This window comes from Novosphingobium huizhouense (assembly GCF_020179475.1).
GTDB classification, from domain to species: domain Bacteria; phylum Pseudomonadota; class Alphaproteobacteria; order Sphingomonadales; family Sphingomonadaceae; genus Novosphingobium; species Novosphingobium huizhouense.
The window spans coordinates 931379-954984 of record NZ_JAILXZ010000001.1; the positions used below are offsets into that span (position 1 = coordinate 931379).

18 protein-coding genes are annotated in these 23606 nt (G+C 69.3%); 4 read left to right on the forward strand and 14 right to left on the reverse strand.

Annotated elements, in window-relative coordinates; translation table 11 throughout:
* Positions 1-3: 3 nt before the first annotated feature.
* Genes K3A85_RS04580 through K3A85_RS04590 form a run of 3 tightly spaced genes read right to left on the reverse strand, consistent with a single transcriptional unit; the run spans position 4 to position 3050 of the window.
* Entirely contained in the window at positions 4-1230 is a 1227-nt protein-coding gene (locus K3A85_RS04580; protein ID WP_225205307.1) for an acyl-CoA dehydrogenase family protein, read from the reverse strand.
* Between the two features lie 22 nt (positions 1231-1252).
* Positions 1253-1990 (reverse strand): SDR family NAD(P)-dependent oxidoreductase, encoded by a 738-nt coding sequence (locus K3A85_RS04585; protein ID WP_225205308.1) that lies wholly within the window; start codon positions 1988-1990, stop codon positions 1253-1255.
* Positions 1991-2006: 16 nt separating this feature from the next.
* Entirely contained in the window at positions 2007-3050 is a 1044-nt protein-coding gene (locus K3A85_RS04590; RefSeq protein ID WP_225205309.1) for a phosphotransferase family protein, read from the reverse strand.
* A gap of 108 nt (positions 3051-3158) precedes the next feature.
* On the opposite strand from K3A85_RS04590, the gene K3A85_RS04595 reads away from it, so the two are divergent.
* Complete coding sequence (locus K3A85_RS04595) at positions 3159-3794, forward strand: TetR/AcrR family transcriptional regulator (protein ID WP_225205310.1); 636 nt, start codon at positions 3159-3161, stop codon at positions 3792-3794.
* A gap of 10 nt (positions 3795-3804) precedes the next feature.
* Here K3A85_RS04595 and K3A85_RS04600 read toward each other — a convergent pair whose 3' ends face one another.
* Genes K3A85_RS04600 through K3A85_RS04615 form a run of 4 tightly spaced genes read right to left on the reverse strand, consistent with a single transcriptional unit; the run spans position 3805 to position 8332 of the window.
* A complete protein-coding gene (locus tag K3A85_RS04600) occupies positions 3805-5142 on the reverse strand; it encodes a capsule biosynthesis protein (RefSeq protein ID WP_225205311.1) in 1338 nt (445 codons plus the stop codon).
* A complete protein-coding gene (locus tag K3A85_RS04605) occupies positions 5123-6262 on the reverse strand; it encodes a capsular polysaccharide export protein, LipB/KpsS family (RefSeq protein WP_225205312.1) in 1140 nt (379 codons plus the stop codon). Before K3A85_RS04605 ends, K3A85_RS04600 begins: the two co-directional genes overlap by 20 nt.
* A complete protein-coding gene (locus tag K3A85_RS04610) occupies positions 6256-7254 on the reverse strand; it encodes a CgeB family protein (protein ID WP_225205313.1) in 999 nt (332 codons plus the stop codon). The genes K3A85_RS04605 and K3A85_RS04610 overlap by 7 nt, the downstream gene beginning before the upstream one ends.
* Before the next feature lie 4 nt (positions 7255-7258).
* On the reverse strand, positions 7259-8332 hold the full coding sequence (locus K3A85_RS04615) for a right-handed parallel beta-helix repeat-containing protein (RefSeq protein ID WP_225205314.1): 1074 nt from the start codon (positions 8330-8332) through the stop codon (positions 7259-7261).
* Positions 8333-8581: 249 nt separating this feature from the next.
* Between K3A85_RS04615 and K3A85_RS04620 the strand changes: the two genes are divergently transcribed.
* The 3 genes from K3A85_RS04620 (at position 8582) to K3A85_RS04630 (ending at position 13970) form a co-directional block, all read left to right on the forward strand.
* Entirely contained in the window at positions 8582-11629 is a 3048-nt protein-coding gene (locus K3A85_RS04620) for a glycosyltransferase family protein (RefSeq protein ID WP_225205315.1), read from the forward strand.
* Positions 11630-11803: 174 nt separating this feature from the next.
* Positions 11804-13114 carry a hypothetical protein gene (locus K3A85_RS04625; protein ID WP_225205316.1) on the forward strand — a complete coding sequence of 437 codons (1311 nt, stop codon included), beginning with the start codon at positions 11804-11806 and terminating at the stop codon, positions 13112-13114.
* 103 nt (positions 13115-13217) lie between these two features.
* A complete protein-coding gene (locus K3A85_RS04630; RefSeq protein ID WP_225205317.1) occupies positions 13218-13970 on the forward strand; it encodes a sulfotransferase family protein in 753 nt (250 codons plus the stop codon).
* A gap of 16 nt (positions 13971-13986) precedes the next feature.
* Here K3A85_RS04630 and K3A85_RS04635 read toward each other — a convergent pair whose 3' ends face one another.
* Genes K3A85_RS04635 through K3A85_RS04665 form a run of 7 tightly spaced genes read right to left on the reverse strand, consistent with a single transcriptional unit; the run spans position 13987 to position 23602 of the window.
* Complete coding sequence (locus K3A85_RS04635; RefSeq protein WP_225205318.1) at positions 13987-15024, reverse strand: hypothetical protein; 1038 nt, start codon at positions 15022-15024, stop codon at positions 13987-13989.
* Entirely contained in the window at positions 15021-16049 is a 1029-nt protein-coding gene (locus K3A85_RS04640) for a GSCFA domain-containing protein (protein ID WP_225205319.1), read from the reverse strand. Before K3A85_RS04640 ends, K3A85_RS04635 begins: the two co-directional genes overlap by 4 nt.
* Positions 16046-17221 (reverse strand): hypothetical protein, encoded by a 1176-nt coding sequence (locus K3A85_RS04645; RefSeq protein WP_225205320.1) that lies wholly within the window; start codon positions 17219-17221, stop codon positions 16046-16048. The genes K3A85_RS04640 and K3A85_RS04645 overlap by 4 nt, the downstream gene beginning before the upstream one ends.
* A complete protein-coding gene (locus K3A85_RS04650) occupies positions 17218-19293 on the reverse strand; it encodes a glycosyltransferase (protein ID WP_225205321.1) in 2076 nt (691 codons plus the stop codon). The genes K3A85_RS04645 and K3A85_RS04650 overlap by 4 nt, the downstream gene beginning before the upstream one ends.
* The gene (gene wecC, locus K3A85_RS04655; RefSeq protein ID WP_225205322.1) at positions 19268-20536 is read right to left on the reverse strand and encodes a UDP-N-acetyl-D-mannosamine dehydrogenase; all 1269 of its coding nucleotides are present in this window, start codon (positions 20534-20536) and stop codon (positions 19268-19270) included. The genes K3A85_RS04650 and wecC overlap by 26 nt, the downstream gene beginning before the upstream one ends.
* A 47-nt stretch (positions 20537-20583) precedes the next feature.
* On the reverse strand, positions 20584-21714 hold the full coding sequence (wecB, locus tag K3A85_RS04660; protein WP_225205323.1) for a non-hydrolyzing UDP-N-acetylglucosamine 2-epimerase: 1131 nt from the start codon (positions 21712-21714) through the stop codon (positions 20584-20586).
* 10 nt (positions 21715-21724) lie between these two features.
* Positions 21725-23602, reverse strand: coding sequence for a polysaccharide biosynthesis/export family protein (locus tag K3A85_RS04665; RefSeq protein ID WP_225205324.1), 1878 nt, complete (start codon positions 23600-23602; stop codon positions 21725-21727).
* Positions 23603-23606 lie beyond the last annotated feature (4 nt).

Sequence of the window (23606 nt, forward strand, 5' to 3'; positions counted from 1 at the left end):
AGGTCAGCGCGCGTTGCTCTGCACGTATTCCTGGATCTTCTGCTTGCCGAGCTGGCTCATGTGGACTTCGTCCGGTCCGTCGGCGATGCGCACGAAGCGGTTGAGCGTGAAGAACGCCGCCACCGGGGTGTCGCCGCTCACGCCCATGCCGCCGTGGACCTGGATCGCGCGGTCGCACACGGTCTGCGCCATCTGCGGCGCGACGACCTTGATCGCGGCGATGAGATCCTTGGCCACCTTGTTGCCGAAGCGGTCCATCGCATCGGCGGCCTTGAGCGTCAGCAGGCGCGCCATCTCGATCTCGCAGAAGCTCTTGGCGATGTCCTGGCGGATGCTCGACTGGTCGGCGAGCTTCTTGCCGAAGGCGGTGCGGCTGTCGGCGCGGCGCGCCATGAACTCGAGCGCCCGCTGCGCCTGGCCGATCGAGCGCATGCAGTGGTGGATGCGGCCGGGCCCGAGGCGCCCTTGCGCGATTTCGAAGCCACGGCCTTCGCCGAGGATCAGGTTCTCCTTGGGCACGCGCACGTTGTCGAAGCGCAGCTCGCATTCACCGCCGGGCGAATTGTGCGAACCGAACACGGTGAGGTGGCGCACGATGGTGATGCCAGGCGTGTTGGGCTCGACCAGGATCTGCGAGTGCTGGCTGTGGCGCGGACCGTCGAAGCGGCTCTTGCCCATCACGATCCAGATGTCGCAGCGCGGGTGCATCGCGTTGGAGATCCACCACTTGCGCCCGTTGATCACGTAGTCGTCGCCATCGGGCAGGATCGACAGCTCGAGGTTGGTCGCGTCCGACGAGGCGACCTGCGGCTCGGTCATCACGTAGGCCGAGCGGATCTCGCCGGCGAGCAGCGGCTTGAGCCACTTTTCCTGCTGCTCGGGGCTGCCGAACTTGGCGAGCACTTCCATGTTGCCCGTATCGGGCGCCGAGCAGTTGAACACCTGGCTCGACCACGGCACGCGGCCCATCAGCTCGGCCAGCGGCGCATATTCGAGGTTGGTCAGGCCCGGCGAAAATTCGCCGTACTCGTGCGGCAGGAACAGGTTCCACAGGCCCTGCGCATGGGCCTTGGCCTTGAGCTCCTCCATCCCCGGCCATTCCTTCCACAGGTTGGCGGGATCGTGGACGAAGTCGGTATAGGCCTGCTCGTTGGGATAAATGTGTTCGTCCATGAAGGCTTCGATCTGCGCCAGCAGACCCTTCACCTTGTCGGTATGTTCGAAAATCATGGTCGGTGCCTTTCCGGGTAAATCAGAGCGATAGACCGCCATCGACCACGAGCGTGTGGCCGGTGACGTAGGATGCGAGGGGGGAGGCGAGGAAGATCGCGGCCCCCGCCATGTCTTCGGGCGTGCCGGCGCGGCGCTGCGCGATCGCGGCGAGCGCGCCTTCGAGCCGCTGGGGGTTCTGCGTGGTGACCTTGGTCAGCTTGGTGTCGACGAGGCCGGGGGCAAGGCCGTTCACCCGGATGCCGTCGGCGGCATAGGCTTGGCCGAGCGTCTTGGTCAGGCTGATCGCGCCCGCCTTCGACGCGGCATAGGCGGGATTGCCGATATTCGCCTTGAGCCCCGAGATCGAGCTGACGATGACGATCGAACCGCGCGTTTCCGAAAGCGCGGCGCGGAACTTGCGCGCGCAGTGCATCAGGCTGTCGAGGTTGACCGCCATCACCTTGTCCCAGCCCTCGCGCTCGAATTCACCGCGGCGATAGACCACGGTGCCCTGGCACAGGACCAGCACGTCGAGCCCGTCGAACGGGGCCGGCGCCGCCTCGATCGCATCGGGATCGCCGACGTCGACGCAAGAGTAGCCGAGCCCTGCGAGATCGGAGCCTTCGGCGGGATCGTAGTCGCCGGCGCTGGCGCGGGTGCCCCAGACGTGGACGTGCGCGCCGCGCAGCCGGAAGCCGTGGGCGATGCCGTTGCCGATGCCGCTCGAGCCGCCCACGACCAGCACGCGCTTGCCGGTAAAGTCGGTGTCGTCGATCATTCCTGGATGTCCTTGCTTACCCGATGCGGCGCAGCGCGCGCTCGAACAGGTCGATGGTGTGGGCATGGAGGCGGTCGCCGATCTCGCGGGGGGCCTTGCCGGCGCAGGCGCGCGCGTTCGACCCTTCGAGGATGATGCCGAGCTTGTAGCAGGCGAGCACCGCGAACCAGTCGAAGTGGGCGAGGTCGCGCCCGGTCGTCTCGCCATAGCGCGCGACCATCTCGTCGATCGTGGCGAAGCCTTCCCAGGGGGTGATCGCGACGTCGGTCGCGCGGCGCACGCCGTCCTCGGGCCAGGTCGCGGCGAGCCAGCCCAGATCGAGCAGCGGATCGCCCAATGTGCACAGCTCCCAGTCGACCACGGCGGCGAGTTCGCCGCTGTCGTGGCGGAACATCACGTTGGCGAGGTGGAAGTCGCCGTGGATCAGGCCGGGCTGGAACGAGGGCGGCATGTGCTGCTCGAGCCAGCGCGCCACCTTGTCGACGCCGGGGATCGCCTGCGGGCCGGTCCAGCCGGGAAATTCCTCGTAGCTCTTGAGCTGCGCCGCCCACCGCCCGACCTGGCGGCCGAGCCAGTTGTCGACCTTGCCGAAGTCGGCCAGGCCGACCGCGAGGGCGTCGACCTTGCTCAGCGCCGCAATGGCGTCGACCATGGCGAGCCCCATGCGGTGGCGCACGGCGGCGTCCGCGGCGTGGAGCGGCTCGAGCCCCTGCGTGGCGTTGAACCCGTCGATCGGCTCCATCAGGTAGAACGCGGCGCCGAGCACGTCCTCCTGGGGGCAGGCGGCGATCAGGCCCGGGTGCGGCACGTCGCTGCCGGCGAGCGCGGCCAGCACGCGCGCTTCGCGACGCATCGTCTCGTTGGAGTTGGCGCGCAAGTGGGGCGGCGGGCGGCGCAGCACGTAGGTGCGCCCGGCGCGGGTGAAGCGCAGCAGGATGTTCTGCGTGCCGCCCGTCAGCGGTTCGACCGCTTCGAGCGGGCCCGCGCCCAGTCCCTCGCCATCCATCCAGCCCGCCAGCGCCGCCAGATCGACGCCCGGTATGTCCGCCGGCTCGTTCACGCATCCTCCATCGCCGGGTCGGTCCGCCCTTCGTCGCAGGCGCCGAATCCCTTATCCAGATGGATAATGTGTTTGACTTAATGCGCTGTCAAAGGGTATTTGCGCGCCATGGCAACCAGCGCTGCGGCCTCGCGGGTCGATCCGGCCGAAATGCTCAAGGAAGCGGCGCTGCGGCTCTTTGCCGAGCACGGCGTCGACGGGGTGACCGTGCGCCAGATCGCCGAACTCGCCGGGCAGAAGAACCACGCCGCGGTGGGCTACCACTTCGGGTCGAAGGAAGCGCTGGTGCGCGCGGTCATCGCCCATGGCGCGCGGCTGATCGACGATCTGCGCAATCGCGAGCTCGACGCGCTGGAGGCGCAGGGTGGGCCGCAGACGCTGTTCGACGCGACCCGGCTGCTGGTGCGCACCTCGCTGCTGCCGTCGGACCCGCCGTGGAGCGATTGCTACAACCGCTTCGTGGTCGTGCTCCAGCTGTCCAACCGCGCGTTGTTCATGGAGGCGCTCGAGGGGCGGTGGAATTCGGGCTACCAGCGGTGCCTCGATCACATCCGCCGGCTGCTGGCGCCGCGCCCGCCGGCAACGATCAACCGGCGGCTGCTGTTCATGGGCGCCTCGCTCGGCGGGATTCTGTCGGCGCGCGAAAGCGAGCTTGCCGATACCTCGCGCCCGCACCCGACCTGGACCGATCCGGCGACGCTCGACGCCATCGCCGCGGCGCTCGCGGCGATGCTGGCCGACTGAACCTGCGCAGCTAGCGGCCGGCGAGGGCGGCGATCGGCGGGCGGGACGCAGCCTCGCCGGCAGCGATGCCTGCGGCCGCGCTCGCGGCCTCGCCGGCTGCGGGGCGGCGCTGCACCGCGGCGCGGGGCAGGCTGGTCGCCTCGGCGCTCCAGATCAGGCCGGTGGCCGAAGCCTCGGGAGCGAGCTTGCGATAGAAGCTGCCGTTGATCTGCGTGGTCGCGATCAGTTCGTCGCGGAACTTGAGGAACAGGTCGTTGTCGGGCACCGCCTCGGGCGCATCGGCCCAGAACCGGTCGAGCGAGCCCTGGTAGGTGAGCCCGGGCATGTCCCACACCGCCTGCCCCACCGCCTTGGTCGGACACTTCATCCCCACCGCGGTCAGCCCGACCGTGCTGTTGATCACCACCACTCCGCGGCAGTGCCGGATCAGCGTGGGGGTATGCTGGTCGTGGATGTAGAGCACGCGGCCGGGACAGCCCGCCTCGGCCGCGAGGGTGCGGACGAGGCGGGTGTAGTTGCGATAGCCGCGGTCCATCGGGTGGTGCTTGAGCACGAGCAGGCAATCCCCCGGGGCATGGCGGGCGAACGAGGCGATGGTCGAGGCGATGAAGCCTTCGACCCCGCCGACGTCGGCGTGGACGACGACCTGCGAATCGTTGTGGACCTGCAGCGGCACGAGGAAGAAGCGCTTGTCGAACTCCCCCTCGAGCCGGGCCTGGACGCCGCGCTGGCGCCACTTGAACCATTGCTTGCGCAAGGGCGAGAGCAGCCAGGGGAACATTTCCATGATCGTCAGCGGGCGGTGGTGGCGGTAGTGCGGGAAGAAGACCTGCCCGAACCCGCCGATGGTGAAGTAGAGGAAGCCCCACCACACCATCCACCAGAAGCTGTGCGGCATCGAGCGCCGGGCGATGACCCGGTCGGGCGCGCGCCGGTACTCCTCGGGCGTGCGGGTCATCAGGCTGTTGGCGTTGACGCCGTCGCGCTCGAGCGTGACAAAGTCGGGCCGGATGTAGCCTTCCTCGAACACGCCGACCTCGATATTCAGGTCCTGCGCGACGCGGTGCGCGGCCTGGTGGATCGGGCGGCAATCGCCGAACAGGAACACCAGGTCGATGTCGAGCTCGGCCAGCCGGTGGCCGAGCCAGCGCGGCCAGTCCTCCATCGTTCCGCGATAGGTTTCGCCGCCCGGATAGAACAGCCAGTCGCCGGCATTGAAGTTGATCTTGTGGACGCTGGCCCCGGCCTCGGCCAGGTCTTGTGCGAAGCGGGTGAAGAACGGGCCGACGGGTCCCTGCAGCAGCAGGATGCGCCGCCCCCGAAATGCCTTAATTCCACCATCGATCACGACTGCGGGCCCCCAGCCATGCCCGGCCGAGCGTGCGCAGCTTGCGGGTCAACCGGGCGGTTCCCCCTGTGCGCAGCCCGTCGAGCTTTCCATCCCTTTCCAGCATATTACGCTGCCGTGCAATATTGGATAGGACGGATTCGCAGTTTGTCGGTCGTTGATGCAGTTCATCCCAGTAGAGCGGATATTGCAGTAACGTTCCTGCAACAATCTGATCGACGCTCAGTCTTGTCGTCCGCCGCGCGGCAGCCGCGGCGAGCGGGGCGCGGTCGGTGGTTGCGCCCCAACCGGCATAGAACGGCATGCCCCAGGTGGTCACCGGCTTGTTGCGCAGCAGCGCGTCGAACCCTGCGAGCGAGGTGATCGTATGGACCTCGTCGCAGGCTTCGATGCAGCTGACGATCGAACACTGCGTCTCGACCACGTCGGCGATGGCCATCGCCTCGCGCTCGGCGCCGCGCCCGCGCCGGTTGCCGCTCATCACGTCGGGGTGCGGCTTGTAGACGATGCAGGCATCGGGGCAGGTCGCGCGCACCCGTTCGAGCAGCGCGAGGTTGGAGCGGACGTCGGTGCCGCCCAGCGCGATCGAGGCGTCGCTCTCGACCTGGCCGGGGACGAGGACGATGCGCCGTCCCGCGCCGCGCCAGGCGGGGGCGGTGCGCGCCTCGATGTTGTACTTGGTCAGCCCCTGCTCGACGATCGTCGCCCGCGCCGCCGCCGCGCGCGCCAGCAGCGCATCGTCGAACGCGGCGCCGTTCAGGATCGTCTCGAGCCGGCTCGGCCGCGTCGCATCGAAGTAGATCCCGATCTCGTCGATCACCAGCGACTGCGGCGCGATCAGGTCCGATCCGAGGCCCACCGAGCGGACGAAGCCGTCCTCGATGCGCAGTAAAGTGGCGCCGGTCTCGCCGGCAAGGCGCTTCACCCCGGCAGGAGCGATCGCCCCCCAGACGGCGAGCGCATCGCCCGGCCCCGGCGCCAGCGCGCGCGCGGCGGCGGCATCGGCGCAGAAGCGCAGCGCGCGGCACTGCGCGGCGAGGATGGGCGCGAGGTTGTAGGCCTTCCACCGCCGCATGCCGACGCCGACGATCCGGCCGAAGCGCGGCGCCGCGCTCAGCACCCCAGCGCCGCCGCGAGCTGGTCGAGCCGCTGCGCCCAGGTGTGGTTGGCAAGGACATGCCGCGCCCCTTCTCGCGCGCGGTCGAGGTCCTCGGCAGAGGGCCCATGGCGCAGCCGGGCGAACAGCGCGCGCGCCTCCTCGTCGCAGGAGACGACATGGCAGAAGTCGCGGAACGAGGCGTCGACCGACCTTGCCGGCGAGGTTACCGCAATCCCGCCGCAGGCCAGGATCTCGACCAGCCGGCGCGAGAACATCGTTTCCGAATCGGTCACGGTGTTGACGTTGAGCGAGACGAGGTTGGTCTTGTAGATCTGCGCGGTCGCGGCGTGGTCGACCGCCGCGCGCACCTCCAGCCCGGGCAGGTCGGGGTAGCGGTAGACCTGGCGCTGCCGGTTCGAATTGCGGTCGTAGACGACCAGCCCCATCCCGGCGTCGAGCACGGCGCGAAATGCCATGTCCTGCCAGGCGCGTCGCGCATCGTGGACATGGCTGCTGTAGCTGCCGACGAAGTTGGCGTCGTTGCGTTCGAAGTGGAACCCGGTGAAGGCGTGGAACGCGGGCTGGACCGGGAACGGCAGGACGTCGAGCCGCGCCTGCACGCCCATTTCCGCGCGGTAGCGCGGCAGGCAGTTCGCATCGACCGTGAACACATGGTCGAACAGGCGCGCGCTGTCGATGAAGCGCGGGAAATGCACCCCGTCCTCCTTGTTCCAGAATGCCGCCGGAATGCCGAGGTCGCGCGCCTTGGCGACCAGCGCGCGCAGCCGCCGGTTCGAGCGCAGCATCCACGCAGGATAACGGGCGATCCGGCCCTTCCAGCTGCCGCCGATCCCGTGCCAGGCCGATTCCACCAGCAGCAGGTCGGGGCGCGCCGCGCCCGACAGCGCGGAAAAGTCGTCGCCCGCCACGTCGAGCACGGTGCATTCGTGCGACAGGCACGCGCGGGTAAGCTCGTCGGCCACCAGCGCGATGCGAAGCCTGCTGCGCGCCATTGCGTCAGTCGTCCACGCCGGAAAGCAGCGGCGCGGTGTCGAAGCGCGCATCGATCGTGATCCGCGGCCGGCGATAGTCGTCATCGGCGCACCACGCCCGCTCGCTGCGGCCGCCGCGCACAAGGACCTGCCGCGCCGGAGCAAGTCCGTCGAAGCGGTTGCGTCCGACCAGCGCGCCGGTCGAAGGGCACTCGCCTTCGGCCTTGGTGCATTCGGCGCTGCGCGCCTTGTCGCAGTACCACTCCTCGATCGCGCCGGCCTCGCCCGCCCGGGCGAACCGGTTGTCGAAGATCAGCGCATCGTTCGACCGGTCGCGCAGCTTGATCGCGCTGCCGCAGAAGCCGTCGAAGGTGTTGCCCAGGATCATCGCCCGCGACGAGAAATGGGCGAGGTAGACGGCGTGGAGCAGCGGGCACGCGGCGCTCGGCGTGTTGCGGATGTCGCGAAACAGGTTGCGCGCGACCACCGCCCCGCCGACGTTGACCAGCCGGATCGCGGCGGTCGACGGGCGCGGCGGGGAAGCGCCCGCATCCCCGGGCGAGCTGCCGATCCGTTCGAAGACGTTGTCGGCGATGATGGTCCGCGTGGCCGGCCGGGGCGCGTCGCGGCCGGCCTCGATCGAAATCGCCGTCGCATAGCCCGCAACGCGCAGCTTGCGCAGCACGAAGCCGACTCCCTGGGGGCGTGCTCCGCGCAGGCGCACGAACGTCGCGTTGCCGTCGCCGACGAACGCGGGGTACGAGGCGGTCGGGTCCGTCGCGGTCGCGTCGGTCGCGCTGCGAATGGTCAGGCTGTGCGTCAGCCGGCGCGCGTCGAGCTCCAAGGTCTGGCCGCGGTAGGTTCCGCCCAGCACCACGACCTGCGCCTCGCCCGGCGCCTGCAGCGCGAGCGCGACCGCATGCGGGAGGGTCGCCACTGCCGATCCGCCCGTCGTTCCGGCCGCGGCGTCGCTCCCGCCGGGGGCGAGATAGATCGTGCCGGCCCGGACCGGCATCGCTGCGAGGGCGGCGGCGGCCATGACCAGCGCGCACATGCGGCGGGCGGCGGCGCGCCTGGAGGCCGGGGGAAGGTCCTGCATCGCCGCCCCCTGTGCCCCGACCACTTGCCCTCTGGCAAGGTCGATGCGTCCCGGTTGCTCCCCGAACTGCTGAAATCGCGCCATTTTGGTGTCCGATCTTGTCATGGTTTCCATGACTTTGGACTTCCGGCCCGCCGCCCTTGCGATTAAAGCGAGGCAAACGAAGGGGTGTCGATGATCAACTTGCTTGCACGTTTCAGCGCAGGACCGGATCGTTCCGCCACGGGCGGAGATTGGCGTGAAAGCAAGGTGGCGCGCGGTACGATCACGGCACAGTCGGGCAAGCAGTTCGCCGCCGAGGTCGAGGTGCGCGAAGGCGAGGCGGCCTATTACACCCTGTTCGGCCCGCCCGGCGGCTTCAACCAGCTGGCCGACGGCGACGGGCTCGAGGTTTCGCTCAACGACGCCGTCGCCGTCTCGCTCGATGCCGAGGTCGAGGGCGAGACCGATTGCTCGGCGATGATCCTCGAATACAGCCCCGCCGGGGACCGCATCAACACGATCCGCGCGATGCCGGGCGAGCGGCTGTTCTACCATCCGCGCCCGGGCGTGCGCCGGGTGCTGGTGGCGATCCGCTGCCATGGAGTGGGCAGGGCGCGGATCCGGTCGGCGTCGGTCGAGGTGCTGCACGGCTATTACGGCGGCGTCGCGGTCGAACGTTTCGGGGCGAGCGACGGCAGCGATTCGATCATCGCGCGGATCGGCCGCCGCACCCGCCCCTTCGTCCTTGCGCCGATGGCCCGCCGCCACGTGGTCTTCCCCGACGTGCCTGCGGGCGACTGGCAGATCGAGGTGGCGCACGAGGATCGCTACATCCAGCAGAACCGCTCGAGCCTGATCGGGCGCATCGCGCTGTCCGAGGAGCCGCCGTCGAGCGCGCTGATCAAGCGGCTCGGCATGGCCGAATGCAGTCGCGGCCATGCCTATTCCTATCTGGGCGGCGGTCGCAAGGGCGACGTCGTGACGCAGAGCTTCGGCTTCAGCCTCGCCACGGCGCAGCGCGCGCTGGCGCTCGAGCTGTCGCTGCCGATCGAACGCAGCGTCAACGTCAACTCGGTGGTCCTGCGCCGGCCGCCGGTGGTCCGCGATGCCGCCGCCGATCGCGTCCGCGCGCTCGACAAGGGAATCGCCAAGCTGCTCGCCGAAACGCCGCAGCTGGAGACGGCGCGCAGCCTGCTCTATGCCGACATCAGCCTCAACGTCGTCGACGGATCGTCGGTCTGGCTGTCGTCGATGGCCTCGGTGCTCTGCGCGGTCGGGCCCTGCATCCTCGTCGCCAAGGCCGATCCCGAGACGCAGATCGTGCTCGGCAACGTCCGCAACCGCGAGAACCTGGTGGTGATCGGGCCGCGCGACCTCGGGCTGACCGGGCAGCTGACGGTGAAGGACGCGGCGCACGTGGTCCGCGCGCTCGACGACCAGCTCCCCCATGTCCGCGACGTGGTGGTGCGCGGCCTGACCGCCGCTGCCGAGCTGACCGCGACGCGCCAGTTCCGCGACCGGCTGCGCATCTATCTCACCGATTTCTACACGATCGGCGCAAACGGGCTCGAGACCAGCGAGGCGCAGCGGCGGATGGCGGTCCAGGCGGTCACCCATGCCGGAACCGTGCTGACCCAGACGCCCGAGATCGCCGCGCGCCTCGCCGCGCTGACCGGCGTCGACTTCGCCGCGAGCGCGATGCCGCCGGCGATCCCGGACGATCCCTATCCCGCGCAGCTTCCGCCGATCGCGAACCGGCCGATCCGCATCGGCTATGCCGGCAAGATCAACCCGCGCTGGGGCATCAGCGAACTGCTCGACTGGACCCGCCAGCTGCGCCTGACCGGGCAGGAGGTCGAGCTGACGGTCGTCGCCAACAAGATCTCGGCCTCGGGCGTGTCGGGCTTCGTCGCGCGGATCAAGGAGGCCTTCGCCGAACTTGGCGTGGTCCATCACGTCGACTTCGACCGCGCGCAGTCGATGGAGCTGATGGCGACCATGGACTATGTCTGGTGCTGGCGGCCCGAAGAGCTCGAGGAGCACACGCTCGAGCTGTCGACCAAGCTGGTCGAGATGGTCGCCAACGGCGCGCGCTGCATCTGCTATCCCAGCGCGATCAACCGGTCGCTGCTGGGCGAGGACTATCCCTACTTCGTGCGCTGGGTGGCGGATCTGCGCACCGTGCTCAAGAGCACGGCCACGGTCGATCCTGCGCTGGCCGGGCGGGTCCGCGCGCGCCACGGCCTCCAGCCGTTGAGCGAGCGGATGGCGAGCGAGGTCTTCGTCGCCCCGCAGGTCGCGGCGCCGCGCCGGATCTGCTTTGCCGGGCACGACATGAAGTTCGTCGAACCCTACGTCTCCCGGCTCAAGGCTCAGGGCCACGAGGTGCGCCACGACGACTGCGGCTGGGGCAGCATTTCCGACGAACAGCGCAGCCGTCGCTTCGCCGAATGGGCCGACATCGTGTTCTGCGAATGGGGCCTCGGCAATGCGGTCTGGCACTCGCAGAACCTGCCCGAGGGCAAGCGACTGGTGATCCGGTGCCATCTCCAGGAAGTCGGCGAGCGGGCGCGCGGGTTCGGCGCGCAGATCGCGATCGACCGGGTCGAGACGGTGATCTTCGTGTCGGCCGGGGTGCGCGACCAGGCGGTCGAGCTGTTCGGCTGGCCGGTCGAAAAGACCGTGGTCGTGCCCAACTTCGTGCTCGACGACGAATACGCGTTCCACCCGCCCGAGCCGGGCGAGGTGATCCACCTCGGCATGGTCGGCATCGTCCCGCAGCGCAAGCGCTTCGACCGCGCGGTCGACCTTGCGCTCGAACTGTCGCGCCGCGGCCACCGCACTTCGCTGCAGATCAAGGGGCCGCGGCCCGAGACGCTGGACTTCATGCGCGCGCCGACCCGCGTCGACGAGCTTGCCTATTATCGCGAGGTCTACGACCGCGCGAGACACCTCGAGGCGCTGGGCAGCGAGCTGCGCTTCCAGCCGTGGGGCAACGATGTCTCGGCATGGTATCGCGGGATCGATCACATCGTCTCGTGCAGCGATTTCGAATCGTTCCACTATGCCCTGGCCGATGGCGTGCTCAGCGGCTGCCATCCGCTGGTCTGGCCGTGGAGCGAGGCCGAGACGATCTATTCGCCCGACTGGCTGGTCGAGGATGTCGTGCAGGCGGCCGACCGGGTGCTCGCCTTCCGCAGCGCCCAGGCGGACGTGCGCCAGGCCGAACTGCTGCGCAACCGCGACCTCGTGCGCGACCGCTACGGTTTCGCCACGGTTTTCGCGCGGCTCGATGCGGTGCTTGGCCTCGCCTAGCCTCGCCTAGCCCAGCGCCGCCTTGCCGAGCCCGGCCTGGCACAGCCTGGCTCTGCATTCGAATCGGACGCGGTGCCCCTGCGCTTGCGCCCGGCTGCAAGGTCCGGTTCATGTCATCTTCGCATGGTAGGTGCCGTTCCCAGTCTTGGTGGATCTCGCTCGGGAGTGTTTCGGATGGTCGTCAGCAGGAAGCACGGTCTGGTCGCCCTCGGGGTTTCGGCGTTCCTCGTCGGAACCTGCGGTCTTGCCGCGGCGGCGCTCTCGGCGCCGGGGTCGGCGCAAGGCTTGCGGGCCGAGGCGCGCCCCGGCCTGGCCGACGACGATGAGGACCAGCCGTGGAACGACGGCGGCGACCGGCTTGAACAGGCCTGCGAAGCGCCGCTCAAGAACGGCCTCGCGCCGGCGACGAACTGGCATTTCTTCACCAATTGCCTGCGCGCGGTCCGCGACAACTGGAACCGCGCGAGCGGCGCTGCGGTTGGCAATGCGGCCGGCGATGCGCGCGCCCGGGTGATCGCGGCGATGTCGCTCGACGACGTCGGTTTTCGCGATTCGCGCCGCTCGCTGCGCGGGGCGCAGGGCTTTGCCGCGTTCTTCGGCAGCGACGGCGGCCGCGCGGCGCCGGCGGATCTCCAGGTCGCTTGGCTGAACGACGTCGGCCAGCCCTACAACGGCATGGGCCAGAGCGGCCTTGCCTATTTCCTGTTCCAGCTCGCGGCCAGCGCGCAGGCCGGCGGCTATCCGCGCGCGCAGCAGGATGTCGCGCTCTATCGCGGTCTCGCTGCCGGGATCATGCGCACCGTCCTGCTCGATACCCGTGCCGGCGGGCTCGATACCGAGATGCCGTGCACCACGCTGCGCGGGCGGAGCTGCAGCTGGTACCATTCGGTCTCGCGCCGCGATCGCCCGGCGCGCTCGGGGCTGACGCTGAACCAGGACCTGCACGTGCTGCGCGACCTCGGCATGATGATCGACCTCCATCGCAAGATGGGCTGGCCGGTCCCGGCCGGCTGGGAAGACGCGATCGGCGCCGGGCTCAACCAGGTGTTCCAGCCGGGCAGCCGCAGCCGCATGGGCGACCTGCCGACTTTCCAGGACTATCTTTCCGAGCCGGTCGGCCGCGACAATGTGCAATGGCTCTACTATGGCTTCAATGCCGACAAGCCGCTGGGATCGGGCGGCTACTTCCTCAACCGCAATGGCAAGGACTGCGGCTACCAGGTCCATGTCCTCGACCTGACCGCGCAGCTCATGGAGCGGGCGCAGCGCACGCGCACCTGGCAGCCGCCGGCCGGCGCGATGACATGCGCGAGTCCGCTGGCGCAGGCCTATCGCGCCACCCGCATCCGCATGACGAACCCCGATCCTGCAGCCTGGTCCTCGCCGATGGCGCGGCGCGACACGATGTGCCCGGCCAAGGCCCAGGAGACCTTCGCCAAGGTCCGCGCCGAGTTCTACGCCTCCGCCTTCGACCGCTGCGGCTGAGCGCTGCCGGGAGCATTTCCCGCCAAGTCGGTGCATTGCCGGAGCGGGCCGGGTCATTGCCATGGCGCGGGGGATTTGGCATGGGCCCCGCGGGGACCCGGCCATGAAATTCAATTCTCTCAAGCAATTCTACGCGATGAAGTCCAAGCGCGACTGCTTGTATGACATCTTCATTTCACTGCGGCACGAATACGTCTATTTCATGTGCTGCAAGTCGGCATCGAGCACCGTCTCGCATCACCTGCAATATGCCGAGTACGAGGGCACCAACCTCGAGGTGCAGGACGTCAACGACCACTATGCCTCGCCGCACCTGCGGTTGTACCAGTTGCCCGAGGCGACGGCGCTGGAGGTGATCAACTCGCCGCGTTTTCGCAAGATCGCGTTCGTGCGCAATCCCTTCACCCGGATCCTCTCGTGCTACCTCCATCGCATCGTCGAGGAGCGCAAGATGAACCCGAGCAAGATGGTACTCTACGCCGCGACCGAGTTCTCGGACACCAACAAGCCGACCTTCGCGCAATTCCTCGGCTTCATCGCCGACCAGCCGCCGGGGGAAATGGAACGCCACTGGCAGGTGCAGTGCGCCTCGACGCTCTACCGCCATCTCAACTACGACTTCATCGGCAGGCAGGAGAGCCTGGTGGACGACCTGCTGGCGGTCGAAAAGCTGCTCTTCGGACGCGAAATGTTCGATCGCGCGGCGCTCGGGGCCGTTCGCAAGGGGCCGCGGGTCACCTCGGCCGGCGCGCGCATGCGCGAGCATTTCGATGCCGAGACGATCGGCCTGATCCGGCAGATCTACGCCGACGACTTCCGCGCCTTCGGCTATCCGATCGACCCGCCCGGGTTCTGACCCCGGGCGGGGCGGGTCAGACGTAGAAGCGCCGCTCCTCGGGCCAGTCCTTCAGCCAGGTCTCGAACAGCGCGCGGTTGTCCTGCGCGCACGATTCGAGCAGCTTCGCGCGGCCTTCGGGGGTGAACAGCTCGACCTTGGCGTGGGTCGCGGTCGAGAAGTTCTCCTGGAGGAACTTGCGCAGTTCGGCGCGCTGGCTCTCGTCGATCATCGGGCCGACGAACTTGGCGATCTTCAGCGCATCGGCCGAATAGCTGCGGTTCGCCCCGCGCGAGCTTTCCGCCTCGGCCGGAACCTGCAGCGAACCTGCATCGGGCACGCCGCAGGCTTCGAGGAACCGGCGATAGAACTCGGCCGAGCCCAGGCGCTTGATCGCTTCGTAGGGCACCGCGGTCACGTTTTCCGGGCCGACGACTGCGGCCATCTCGTCGAGCACGCGCTTCCAGGAGTAGTCGTTGCCGTCGAGCCGCTCGATGAACTCCTCGAAGGTGAAGTCCCGCCCGAGGTGCATGAACTGCATGTAGACCGATTCGATGTAGTCGGCCTGTGAGCGGGTATAGAGCACGACCCGGACCGGGATCGGCCCGGCGAGCGACTTGACGAATTCCAGCGCCTTGCCGGCATTGGCGAAGAAGCCGAGGTCGCGGATGCGGTGCAGCAGGTCCTCGCTGCTGAACAGGACGTGGGGCTTGCGCCGGGCGAGCATCCCGCGCAGCGACTGCGCCGCGGCGAGCATCAGCGGCGGCTTGACCGCCTGCCCCTTGCCGATCGCGATCAGCGCCTCCTGCAGCGGGCTCGCCAGCAGGTGGCTGCGGTGAACCACGCCGACCCCGCGCTGCGCGAGTTCGACCGAATGGCCCTTGAGCAGGGTCTGCAGGAACGAGGACGCGGTCTTGTGCGCGCCGATGTGCAGAACGATGGCGCGCGTCTTCAGCCCCTGGCCGGGCTTGGGCATCTGCGTCGCGATGCGGTTCTGGCGGGCGCGGACGCGTTCGGTCCGCGCGCGCCGCTCCTCGATGGTGAGCGACTTGCGGGGTACGGCCTTGCGGTTCATGCGCTCTCGTTTGCCTCTTCGTCACAGATGAGTTCGAAGCCCTCTTCTTCGTCGGACGCGTCGCCACCGCTGAATTCGGCGGCGAGCGGCCCGGAAAAGAAGTGCTTCATCACGAGGTCGACGCCGAAACCGTTCACGGTCCGAAGGTCCGGGTTGAAGAACATTCCTCGAGACGGGTGTCCTATGATGATTTCGTAGGACGGGAAATAGCCGATGTCGTCGTGCTGCGCGGCAAGATCCCCGGCCACGGCGCGCAGGACCGATTTGGAATAGGTCGTCGCCGGCAGCACGTGCTGCCCCGTCGCGGTGGCGACCAGCGGCACCGGCGAGACGGTCAGCAGCATCCGCGCGCCGGGGTTGAGCGCCTTGATCTGCTTGAACGCGGCTTCGATGTCCGAGCGCACCTCGCGGTAGGACAGGTTGTGAAACCATACGGCGTCGGGGTCGTAGGTGCCCGCGATCGCTCCGGGTGCGGACGGGAGGAAGGTTCCGTCGGCGGTAACCCAGGTTTCGGTCAGCCCAAGCGTGAACACCAGCAGGTCGAGCGTGGTCAGCATCTCGCGCACCGCCGCCAGATGCGCCTTGCGCGCAGCGATCACCGCCTCTGGGCTTTCGAGCCCGACCGGGTCGATGCCGGGGCGCAGCGCGTCGAAGTAGCGGCCGTTCCTTTCCCACACCAGCGTCGAGGGCGCCCGCATCTCGAGCGCTTCGCCGACCAGCTGGAGCAGCTGGCGCGAGGTGTAGATGTTGCCGTAGCGGCACGAGAACACCCCGTAGCCGAAGCGCCGCGCCTGCTCGGTGTCGTCGAACACCGGCGGGGCCGGCTCGAGGTCCATGTAGTTCGCGCCGCGCAAGGCAAGATTTCGGCCGATATGCTGGGCAAAGCAGCTGCCGGCGGTGGCGACGCGATCGCTGCGACGCAGCACGATCGGGTCCCACAGGTCGGCCATGTCGGCAAGGTGGACCTCGGCGACCGCGCCCTTCCAGAAGGCGCGGCGGGGCTGGTGGCGATAGGGATGGCTCATGCGACGGTCTCCGTGCCGGCGTTGGCTTCGCGCCAGGCGCGCAGGCGCTCGGCGATCGCCAGGTCTTCGGCCGCAAAGCCGCGTGGATCGGCCGTGCGGGCCGGTGGCGGAGCCGCCGCCGCTGCCATCGCCGCAGAAGCCGCTTCCGTGGACGGTGCAGGCGGTTGCGGAGCGGCGGCGGGTGCAGCTCCTGCAGCGACCGCAGCGGGCCGTTCCGCGCGGTCCGGCGCCGCCTTGGCGGTCGCTCCCCGCCGTGGCGCGGGCGCGACAGGGAGCGCCGGCTTGCGCCGCATCAGCCCGGCGAGCAGCGGATTGGCGCTGCGCGCCGAGCGCAGCGCGTGGAGCGTGGTCAGGATGTCGGTCGGATCCTTGGTCGGAGCATTGCAGGCCGCGCCCACCCAGTCGGTGCAGTCCTGCGGGCTCGCGACGTGGCCGAGCGTGCCGCCGAAGTCGCTGTGCAGCAGGAAGCGGCGCGCATCCGGCGTCCCGGCGACTGCGGCGGCGAAGGGCAGCATGTGGTTCTGGTAGTGCATCCGGTCGCCCAGCGACTGGATGTAGATCACCGTATTGGGGAAACCTTCGCGATAGAGCGCGGCAAGGTTGCTGCGGATCACCCGCGGCAGTTCGTCCGCCCCCGACAGCGAAGGCCAGCAATAGCGCAGGTAGTCGGCCACCGGGGTCGGGAAGTGCGCCGCGATGTCGGTCTGCGGGTTGCCCACCACCGCGATGCTGCCACGATGCAGCCACGAAAAGTAGAGCGCGGCGAAACCGCCGCCCGAATTGCCGAAATAAACGGTGCGCTGCGCCTTGAGCGCGCGCGCCGCGGCATTGAGGATGGTGCCGATCACGCCTTGTGCGTCGAACCCTTCGTGGCCTGCGTACCACGAAATGCGGAAGGGCTTGTCGAGCAGCGACATTGTCGGATCCGCCACGCTGATCTGGTGCGCGTCGGCAATCCCGGGAACGCCGTTGACGAAGACCGGCAGGTCGCGCTTCTCGCGGTCGAGCGCGCCGTGGAAGTTGACCACCAGCCGCGTCGCGCCCTCGACCAGCTTGACGCGCAGGTCGACCTTGCCCCCCGGCGCCTCGAACGAGAGGCGGTGGAACCGCGGCCGGAGCCGGCCGAAGGTCCGGTAGACTTCGCGGTGCAACTGCGGATAGGCTTGGCTCATCGCGTTCGGTCCTGGTTGAATTGGCCTGTGTCCTCGTGCAGCGCGGCGCGGATCCGTTCCGCGTGGGTGCGCCAGCTGCGTTGTTCCATGGCGTGCCGCCGGGCGCTGCGTCCGATGGCGCGCCGCTCCTGCGAGGAAACGAGCCGTTCGAGCACGGCGGCGAGATCGTCGAGATCGCCTGCGCGGAAGAAGACCGCGGTCTCGCCCTCGGTCACCTCGTCGCGGAACACCGGCAGGTCGGGGACCAGCAGCGGCAGGCCGAGCGCCATGCCCTCGACCAGCTTGAGCGGCGGCACGATCTCGCACACGGTGCTGGGCCGCCGCGGCAGGCAGATCAGCGAGGTGCGCGACAGGCGCGCCCGCGCCTCGTCGGGCGCGACTTTGCCGTGGAAGCGGACCTGTTCGCCAAGGCCGAGCGCGGCGACCCGCGCCTCGAGCATGGCGCGGCTTTCGCCGTCGCCCATGATCTCGGCCTCGATGGCTATCCCCTTGGCGCGCAACCGGTCGATCGCATCGATCAGCAGGTCCAGCCCCTCGTAATGCACCAGCGCGCCGGCATAGCCGAGCGTGAAGCGTTGCGGCTCCTGCGCGACGATCTCGCCGAAAGTCGCGGCGTCGATCCCGTTGGGCAGGATCTCCATCGCCACGCCGGTCAGGTCGACACGCTCGCCGAGGTAGTCCGCCAGCGCGCGCGAAATCACCCACAGCCGGTCGGCATTGGCGGCGAGATGGAATTCGAGCGACTGGCCGAGCGCGAACCGCTCGCTGTGCTCGTAGCCGGGCTGCTTCGATGCGCGGCTGAGGTCCCACAACCCGCGCATCTCGTAGTAGAACGGGATGCCGAGCTTGCGCGCGGCGAGCATTGCCGGCAGCGCGTTGACGTGGTTGGACGCGGCATGGATCGCGGCGGCGCGGTGCTCGCTCGCCGCTTCGGCGATCACCTCGCTGGCGCGCCAGGCATAGGCGTCGAGCGGCAGATGCTGGTCGGGCTGGGCGGCGTGGTGATAGACGATGCCGTCGCAAGCGCTGCTGCTGCCGGCGGTCCCGGCAAAGTCGCTGCGGTCCCAGGGATAGCCGGGGCGGGTCATCGCCTTCACCTCGAGCCCGGCCTGCGCGAGCGCGGCGACGAGCGACTGGGTGCGCGCGGTATAGCCGCTCAGGTGATGCGGCCGCGAACTCGCCGCGACATAGAGCAGGCGATCGGGAAGCGGCGCATAGGCGGGCGCGCCGGCCCGTGCGAGCGTGGGCGGGGCGGCCAGCAGCCGCGCCTGCGACACGATCGCTTCGGCGCGGCGGCGTTCGCCTTCGCCATAGAAGGCGTCGGCAGGAAGCGCCTCGATCAGCCGCGCCGGCTCGACCAGCAGGCCGGCGTCGAACATGCGGAAGGCAAGCCAGACCGCACGATGCGGTGCGGGATCGGCTTCGAACGCGCGGAGCGCGGCCTGCTTGCCCGCCTCCGGGTCGTACTGCACGACCGCGCGGGCGAGCGCGCCGTAGCCTTCGGCGCGCTTGACCGGATCGCCGGCGGCCAGCGTCTCGATCGCCTCGGCCGCCGCCGCGAAGCCGCCGCCCGCATGGAGCGCGAGAATGCGCTCGAGCGCCTCGCCGCCCAGCTCGCGCCGGGCCCGCTCGCGCTGCGCCTTGCGCTGGTTGAACTCGCGCCGCAGCGCCAGCAGCCGGCCGGGCAGCGCGGCCAGCGTCCGCGGGGTCTTGAAGCCATGGACCAGCAGGTCGCCGAGCCGCCAGACGAGCGTGCGCCGCAGCGCGAGTATGCGCGCCTCGTAGGCCTGGCTCGCGTGGCGGAACGCATTCTTCTGCGCCACCACCTCGCGGCGGAGCCGCGCGACTTCGTCGGCGAGCGCGGCGTCGGCGCGCGCCGCCGCCGGGCGGGGGACCGGTGCGGGCGCAGCGGAGGGCGCGGGCGCGGCGGAGGACGGCGCGGGCGGTGCCGCGGTTCGTTCCTCGTCCGCCGCACGGCCGGATTCAGGCGCCGCCGGGTCGCTGTCCTGCGGAGCGTGGCCGGGCTCGATGCGCACGGTCGCCGGCTCAGGTCGGCCAGATGCCGCGTACATCGACCAGCGGGACGCCTTCGCGCGGCGCCGGCGGATCGTCACGGAACGGGCGGTGGTCGACCAGCAGCACGCGGACGTCGGCGCTCGCGAGCGCCTCCTCGGTGCTGGCGAGGCGCACGCCGCGGTCGGCGAGCGCGGCGGGCAGCGCCGCGATGTTCGGCTCCACCGCAAGGACCTGACCCGGATAGAGCGCGGCGAGGTGCATCGCGATCTCGACCGCCGGGCTTTCGCGCAGGTCGTCGATGTCGGGCTTGAAGGCGAGCCCGAACACCGCGATGGAAAGCTGCGCCTGTTCGACGCCGCGCCGCCGGGCGCGCTCGGCGACCGCCTCGATCACCTTGCCCACGACCCAGCCGGGCTTGGCGTCGTTCACCAGCCGCGCCGCATGGATCAGCCGCGCCGCATCGGGGGTGCGGTGGACGATGAACCACGGGTCGACCGCGATGCAGTGCCCGCCCACGCCCGCGCCGGGCTGGAGGATGTTGACGCGCGGATGGCGGTTGGCCAGCGCGATCAGCTCCCACACGTTGATGTCGAGCTTGTCGCAGATCAGCGAAAGCTCGTTGGCGAAGGCAATGTTCACGTCGCGGAAGGCGTTTTCCGTCAGCTTGCACATCTCGGCGGTGCGCGCGTTGGTGACAACGCATTCGCCCATCACGAAGGTGCTGTAGAGCGCGCAGGCCGCCGACGAGCAGCGCGGGGTCATGCCGCCGATCACGCGGTCGTTCTCGACCAGCTCGCGCAGGACGTGTCCGGGCAGGACGCGTTCGGGGCAATAGGCGATGCGGATGTCCGAGCCTTCGCCGTCGCTCTGCGGGAAGGTCAGGTCGGGGCGAGCCTCGGCCAGCCAGGCCGCCATCTGCTCGGTCGCGCCGACCGGCGAGGTCGATTCGAGCACGACGAGGTTGCCCGCGCGCAGCACCGGCGCGATCGCCCTCGCTGCCGCCTCGATATAGGAAAGGTCGGGCTCGTGGTCGCCGCGGAACGGAGTTGGCACGGCGATCAGGAAGGCGTCGGCCGGCTCGGGGGTAACCGTCGCGCGCAGCTTGCCCGCCACCGTCGCGGCGTGGACCACCATGTCGAGATCGGGTTCGACGATGTGGACCCGGCCGCTGTTGATCGTCTCTACCGCGTGCGGGTTGACGTCGACGCCGATCACCTCGATCCCGCGCGAAGCGAATACTGCAGCAGTCGGCAGCCCAATATAGCCGAGCCCGATTACCGATACTCTGCTGAAGGCCATGGCGTGTTCTTCGACGGGCGCTGGCGGCGATGCAATCGTTGCGGTCCTCATGACCACTGCTCAAGCACCTTGTGGATGCGTTCGCAAGCACGACCGTCGCCATAAGGGTTGTGGGCGAAGGCCATCTGGCGATACTTCGCCTCGTCTTCGAGCAGTTCGGCTGCTCCCTCGACGATCGCGCGGGCGTCGGTCCCGACCAGCCGGACGGTCCCCGCCTCGACCGCCTCGGGCCGCTCGGTGGTGTCGCGCATGACCAGCACCGGCTTGCCCAGCGAAGGCGCTTCCTCCTGGATTCCCCCCGAATCGGTCAGGATGAGCGTGCTGCGGACCATCATGTAGACGAACGGCAGGTAGTCGAGCGGCTCGATCAGGTGGACGTTGTCGCGCCCGGCGAGGATGCGGTTGACCGGCGCGCGGACGTTGGGGTTGAGGTGCACCGGATAGACGAAGTCGACGTCGCGGTGGCGTTCGGCAAGGTCCGCGATCGCCGCGCAGATCCGCTCGAACCCGCCGCCGAAGTTCTCGCGGCGGTGGCCGGTGATCAGCACCAGCCGCGCGCCCTCGCGCAGCACCGGCGCGAACCGGGCGGCAAGCTCGCCCGAGAGCGCGGCATCGCCCTCGAGCTTGTCCTTCACCATCAGCAGCGCGTCGATCACGGTGTTGCCGGTGACGTGGATCGTCGCCTCGTCGACGTTCTCGGCCAGCAGGTTGCGCTTCGACTGGTCGGTGGGCGCAAAGTGCAGACGCGCCAGCGCGCCGGTCAGCTTGCGGTTGGCCTCTTCGGGCCAGGGCGAGAGCAGGTTGCCGGTGCGCAGGCCCGCCTCGACGTGGCCCACCGGGATCTGCTGGTAATAGCTCGCCAGCGTGGTCGCGAAGGTGGTCGAGGTATCGCCGTGGACGAGCACGATGTCGGGCGCGAAATCCTTGAGCGGCGCCTCGATCCGGGTGAGGATCTCGCTGGTGATCCCCGACAGCGTCTGGCCCGGCTTCATGATGTCGAGGTCGTAGTCGGGCACGATCTCGAACAGGCGCAGCACCTGGTCGAGCATCTCGCGGTGCTGCGCGGTCACGCAGACCCGCGCATCGATCCCCTCGGCCGCCGCCAGCCGCTTGACCAGCGGGGCCATCTTGATCGCCTCGGGGCGCGTTCCGAAGACGGTCAGGACCTTGCGCGTCATCGCCGCCTCGTCACAACGCCAGCACCACGCGGGCGCTGACCGCGATCTGGTACAGGATCTGGGTAAGATCCTTGAACAGCTGGCGCGACTTGGAATCGACCTTGGGCAGCACGAGAATCTCGTCGCCCGCGGTGATCGCGCGGCTGTTGTCGCCCACTTCGTCGAAGCTGCCGTTCTGGTGCGCGACGACGATGCGGCGGGCATTGCCCTTCTGCGTATAGCCGCCGGCCTGGCGGACATAGCCCGCGACCGGGGCGCCGCGGTCGTAGGTCACCGCATTGGGGAACAGCACTTCGCCGCTGATCAGCACGAGGCCGTCCTTGCCCGGAACCTTGAGCCGGTCGCCGTTCTCGAGCAGCAGGTCGTTGCGCGCCGCGCCCTGGCCGAGCACCACCTGGCCCATCGGATCGACCTGCTTGGCGCGGTCGACCCACTTGAGGATCAGGTCGGCCTCCTGGGCGCGCAGCCGCGCCTCCTCGCTGGTGCCCGAGCGCGCGTTGAGCGCGGCGGCCTCGAGGCTCTTGAGCGAGGCGGCGAGCATGTCCTTCTGGCGCTGCTTCACGCTCTGGCGGAACAGCTGGATGTTCTCGGGCGCCGAGCGGCTCGAGAACTGCACCTTCTGCAGCAGGTCGCCCAGGTGCGAGCCGTAGGGCAGCACGTATTCCTGCGCGCTGTCGTGCTCGCCCTCGACCCGCACGGTGATCGTGCCGGGCTTCTTGTCGGCGGTGAACTCGACCTCGTCGCCATTGACCAGCGCGACGCTGCCGGCCTGGCTGATCGGGTAGTATTCGACATTCTTGACCGTGCCGGTGTTGCGCGTGATGCGCATGTTGGTCGCCGCCGCCAGCGGGCGCGCCATCATCACGAGGTCGGCGGTGGTCGCGTTCGAACCCACCGGGAATTCGAACACGTTGGCGTTCTCGGCAAGGCCCGAGACGGTGACGGTGTTCTGGCGCGGGCCGACGAACACGACGTCGCCGTCCGACAGGTTGATCAGCGGCATCACCCCGCGGAACAGGAATTCGTAGAGGTTGAAGCGCGCGCGCACCTGCTCGCCGCGCTTGACCTGGACCTGGATGAAGCTGCCGCGCTCGGGATCGATGCCGCCGGCAAGGTCGAGGTAGTGCAGCACCCCGTCCATGCTGGTGCCGTCGTAGAGCCCCGGCCGGCGCACGAAGCCGCCGACGAAGATGCGCACCGGCTGCGCCTCGGCAATGCTCGCATAGCTGTAGACGTTGCTCTTGTACGACCGCGCCACGGCGCGCTCGATCATGCCCTGCAGGTTCTGGTTGCGCACGCCCAGCACGTTGACCGGTCCGATCGAGGGCAGGAAGATGTTGCCGTGCGCGTCGACCGTCTGGATCTGGTTGAAGTTGAACGCGCCCCACAGCCGCACGACGATGCGGTCACCCGCGCCGATCACGTAGTCGGGGTTGAACTGCGAGGCGCCCGCGCGGGCGAAGGCGCCGGTGAACAGCCGCGCGCCGAACGCGGGCGACTGCAGGTTGGCGCGATAGTCGAACAAGGGCGCGCCCTTGCTGCTGATCGTCGCGCCGGGCGCATCGAGCGTCGCCCCGTTCGAGAACGAGGGCACGCTGGTCGAGGGCAGCGTCACGGTCGCATCACCGGTGGTGGCATCGCCGGTCGAGGTCGGCGACCCGCCACTCCCCTGCGCGGTCGAGGCCGCGGCGATGGCGGCGGCGACGGTCGAGGGGTCGAGCCCGGAAACGACCGACGACATCGCGTCGGGGGACAGCGGGTTCATCTGCGCCGCGGCGGGCGCGGCCGCGAGCACGACGCCGGCGGCGGCGAAGGCCCCGGTCAGCAGCGGGGTGCGACGCAGCGGCGCGGCGGCGGGGCGGGGCTTGGCAAAGCGGATCAAGGTCATGCGT

Excerpts from the sequence above, each read along its gene's own strand:
- K3A85_RS04580 (WP_225205307.1), bottom strand. The coding sequence starts at position 1,230 with ATGATTTTCGAACATACCGACAAGGTGAAGGGTCTGCTGGCGCAGATC.
- K3A85_RS04585 (WP_225205308.1), bottom strand. The coding sequence starts at position 1,990 with ATGATCGACGACACCGACTTTACCGGCAAGCGCGTGCTGGTCGTGGGC.
- K3A85_RS04595 (WP_225205310.1), top strand. The coding sequence starts at position 3,159 with ATGGCAACCAGCGCTGCGGCCTCGCGGGTCGATCCGGCCGAAATGCTC.
- K3A85_RS04610 (WP_225205313.1), bottom strand. The coding sequence starts at position 7,254 with ATGGCGCGCAGCAGGCTTCGCATCGCGCTGGTGGCCGACGAGCTTACC.
- K3A85_RS04615 (WP_225205314.1), bottom strand. The coding sequence starts at position 8,332 with ATGCAGGACCTTCCCCCGGCCTCCAGGCGCGCCGCCGCCCGCCGCATG.
- K3A85_RS04625 (WP_225205316.1), top strand. The coding sequence starts at position 11,804 with ATGGTCGTCAGCAGGAAGCACGGTCTGGTCGCCCTCGGGGTTTCGGCG.
- K3A85_RS04630 (WP_225205317.1), top strand. The coding sequence starts at position 13,218 with ATGAAATTCAATTCTCTCAAGCAATTCTACGCGATGAAGTCCAAGCGC.
- K3A85_RS04635 (WP_225205318.1), bottom strand. The coding sequence starts at position 15,024 with ATGAACCGCAAGGCCGTACCCCGCAAGTCGCTCACCATCGAGGAGCGG.
- K3A85_RS04640 (WP_225205319.1), bottom strand. The coding sequence starts at position 16,049 with ATGAGCCATCCCTATCGCCACCAGCCCCGCCGCGCCTTCTGGAAGGGC.
- K3A85_RS04645 (WP_225205320.1), bottom strand. The coding sequence starts at position 17,221 with ATGAGCCAAGCCTATCCGCAGTTGCACCGCGAAGTCTACCGGACCTTC.
- K3A85_RS04650 (WP_225205321.1), bottom strand. The coding sequence starts at position 19,293 with ATGTACGCGGCATCTGGCCGACCTGAGCCGGCGACCGTGCGCATCGAG.
- wecC (WP_225205322.1), bottom strand. The coding sequence starts at position 20,536 with ATGGCCTTCAGCAGAGTATCGGTAATCGGGCTCGGCTATATTGGGCTG.
- wecB (WP_225205323.1), bottom strand. The coding sequence starts at position 21,714 with ATGACGCGCAAGGTCCTGACCGTCTTCGGAACGCGCCCCGAGGCGATC.
- K3A85_RS04665 (WP_225205324.1), bottom strand. The coding sequence starts at position 23,602 with ATGACCTTGATCCGCTTTGCCAAGCCCCGCCCCGCCGCCGCGCCGCTG.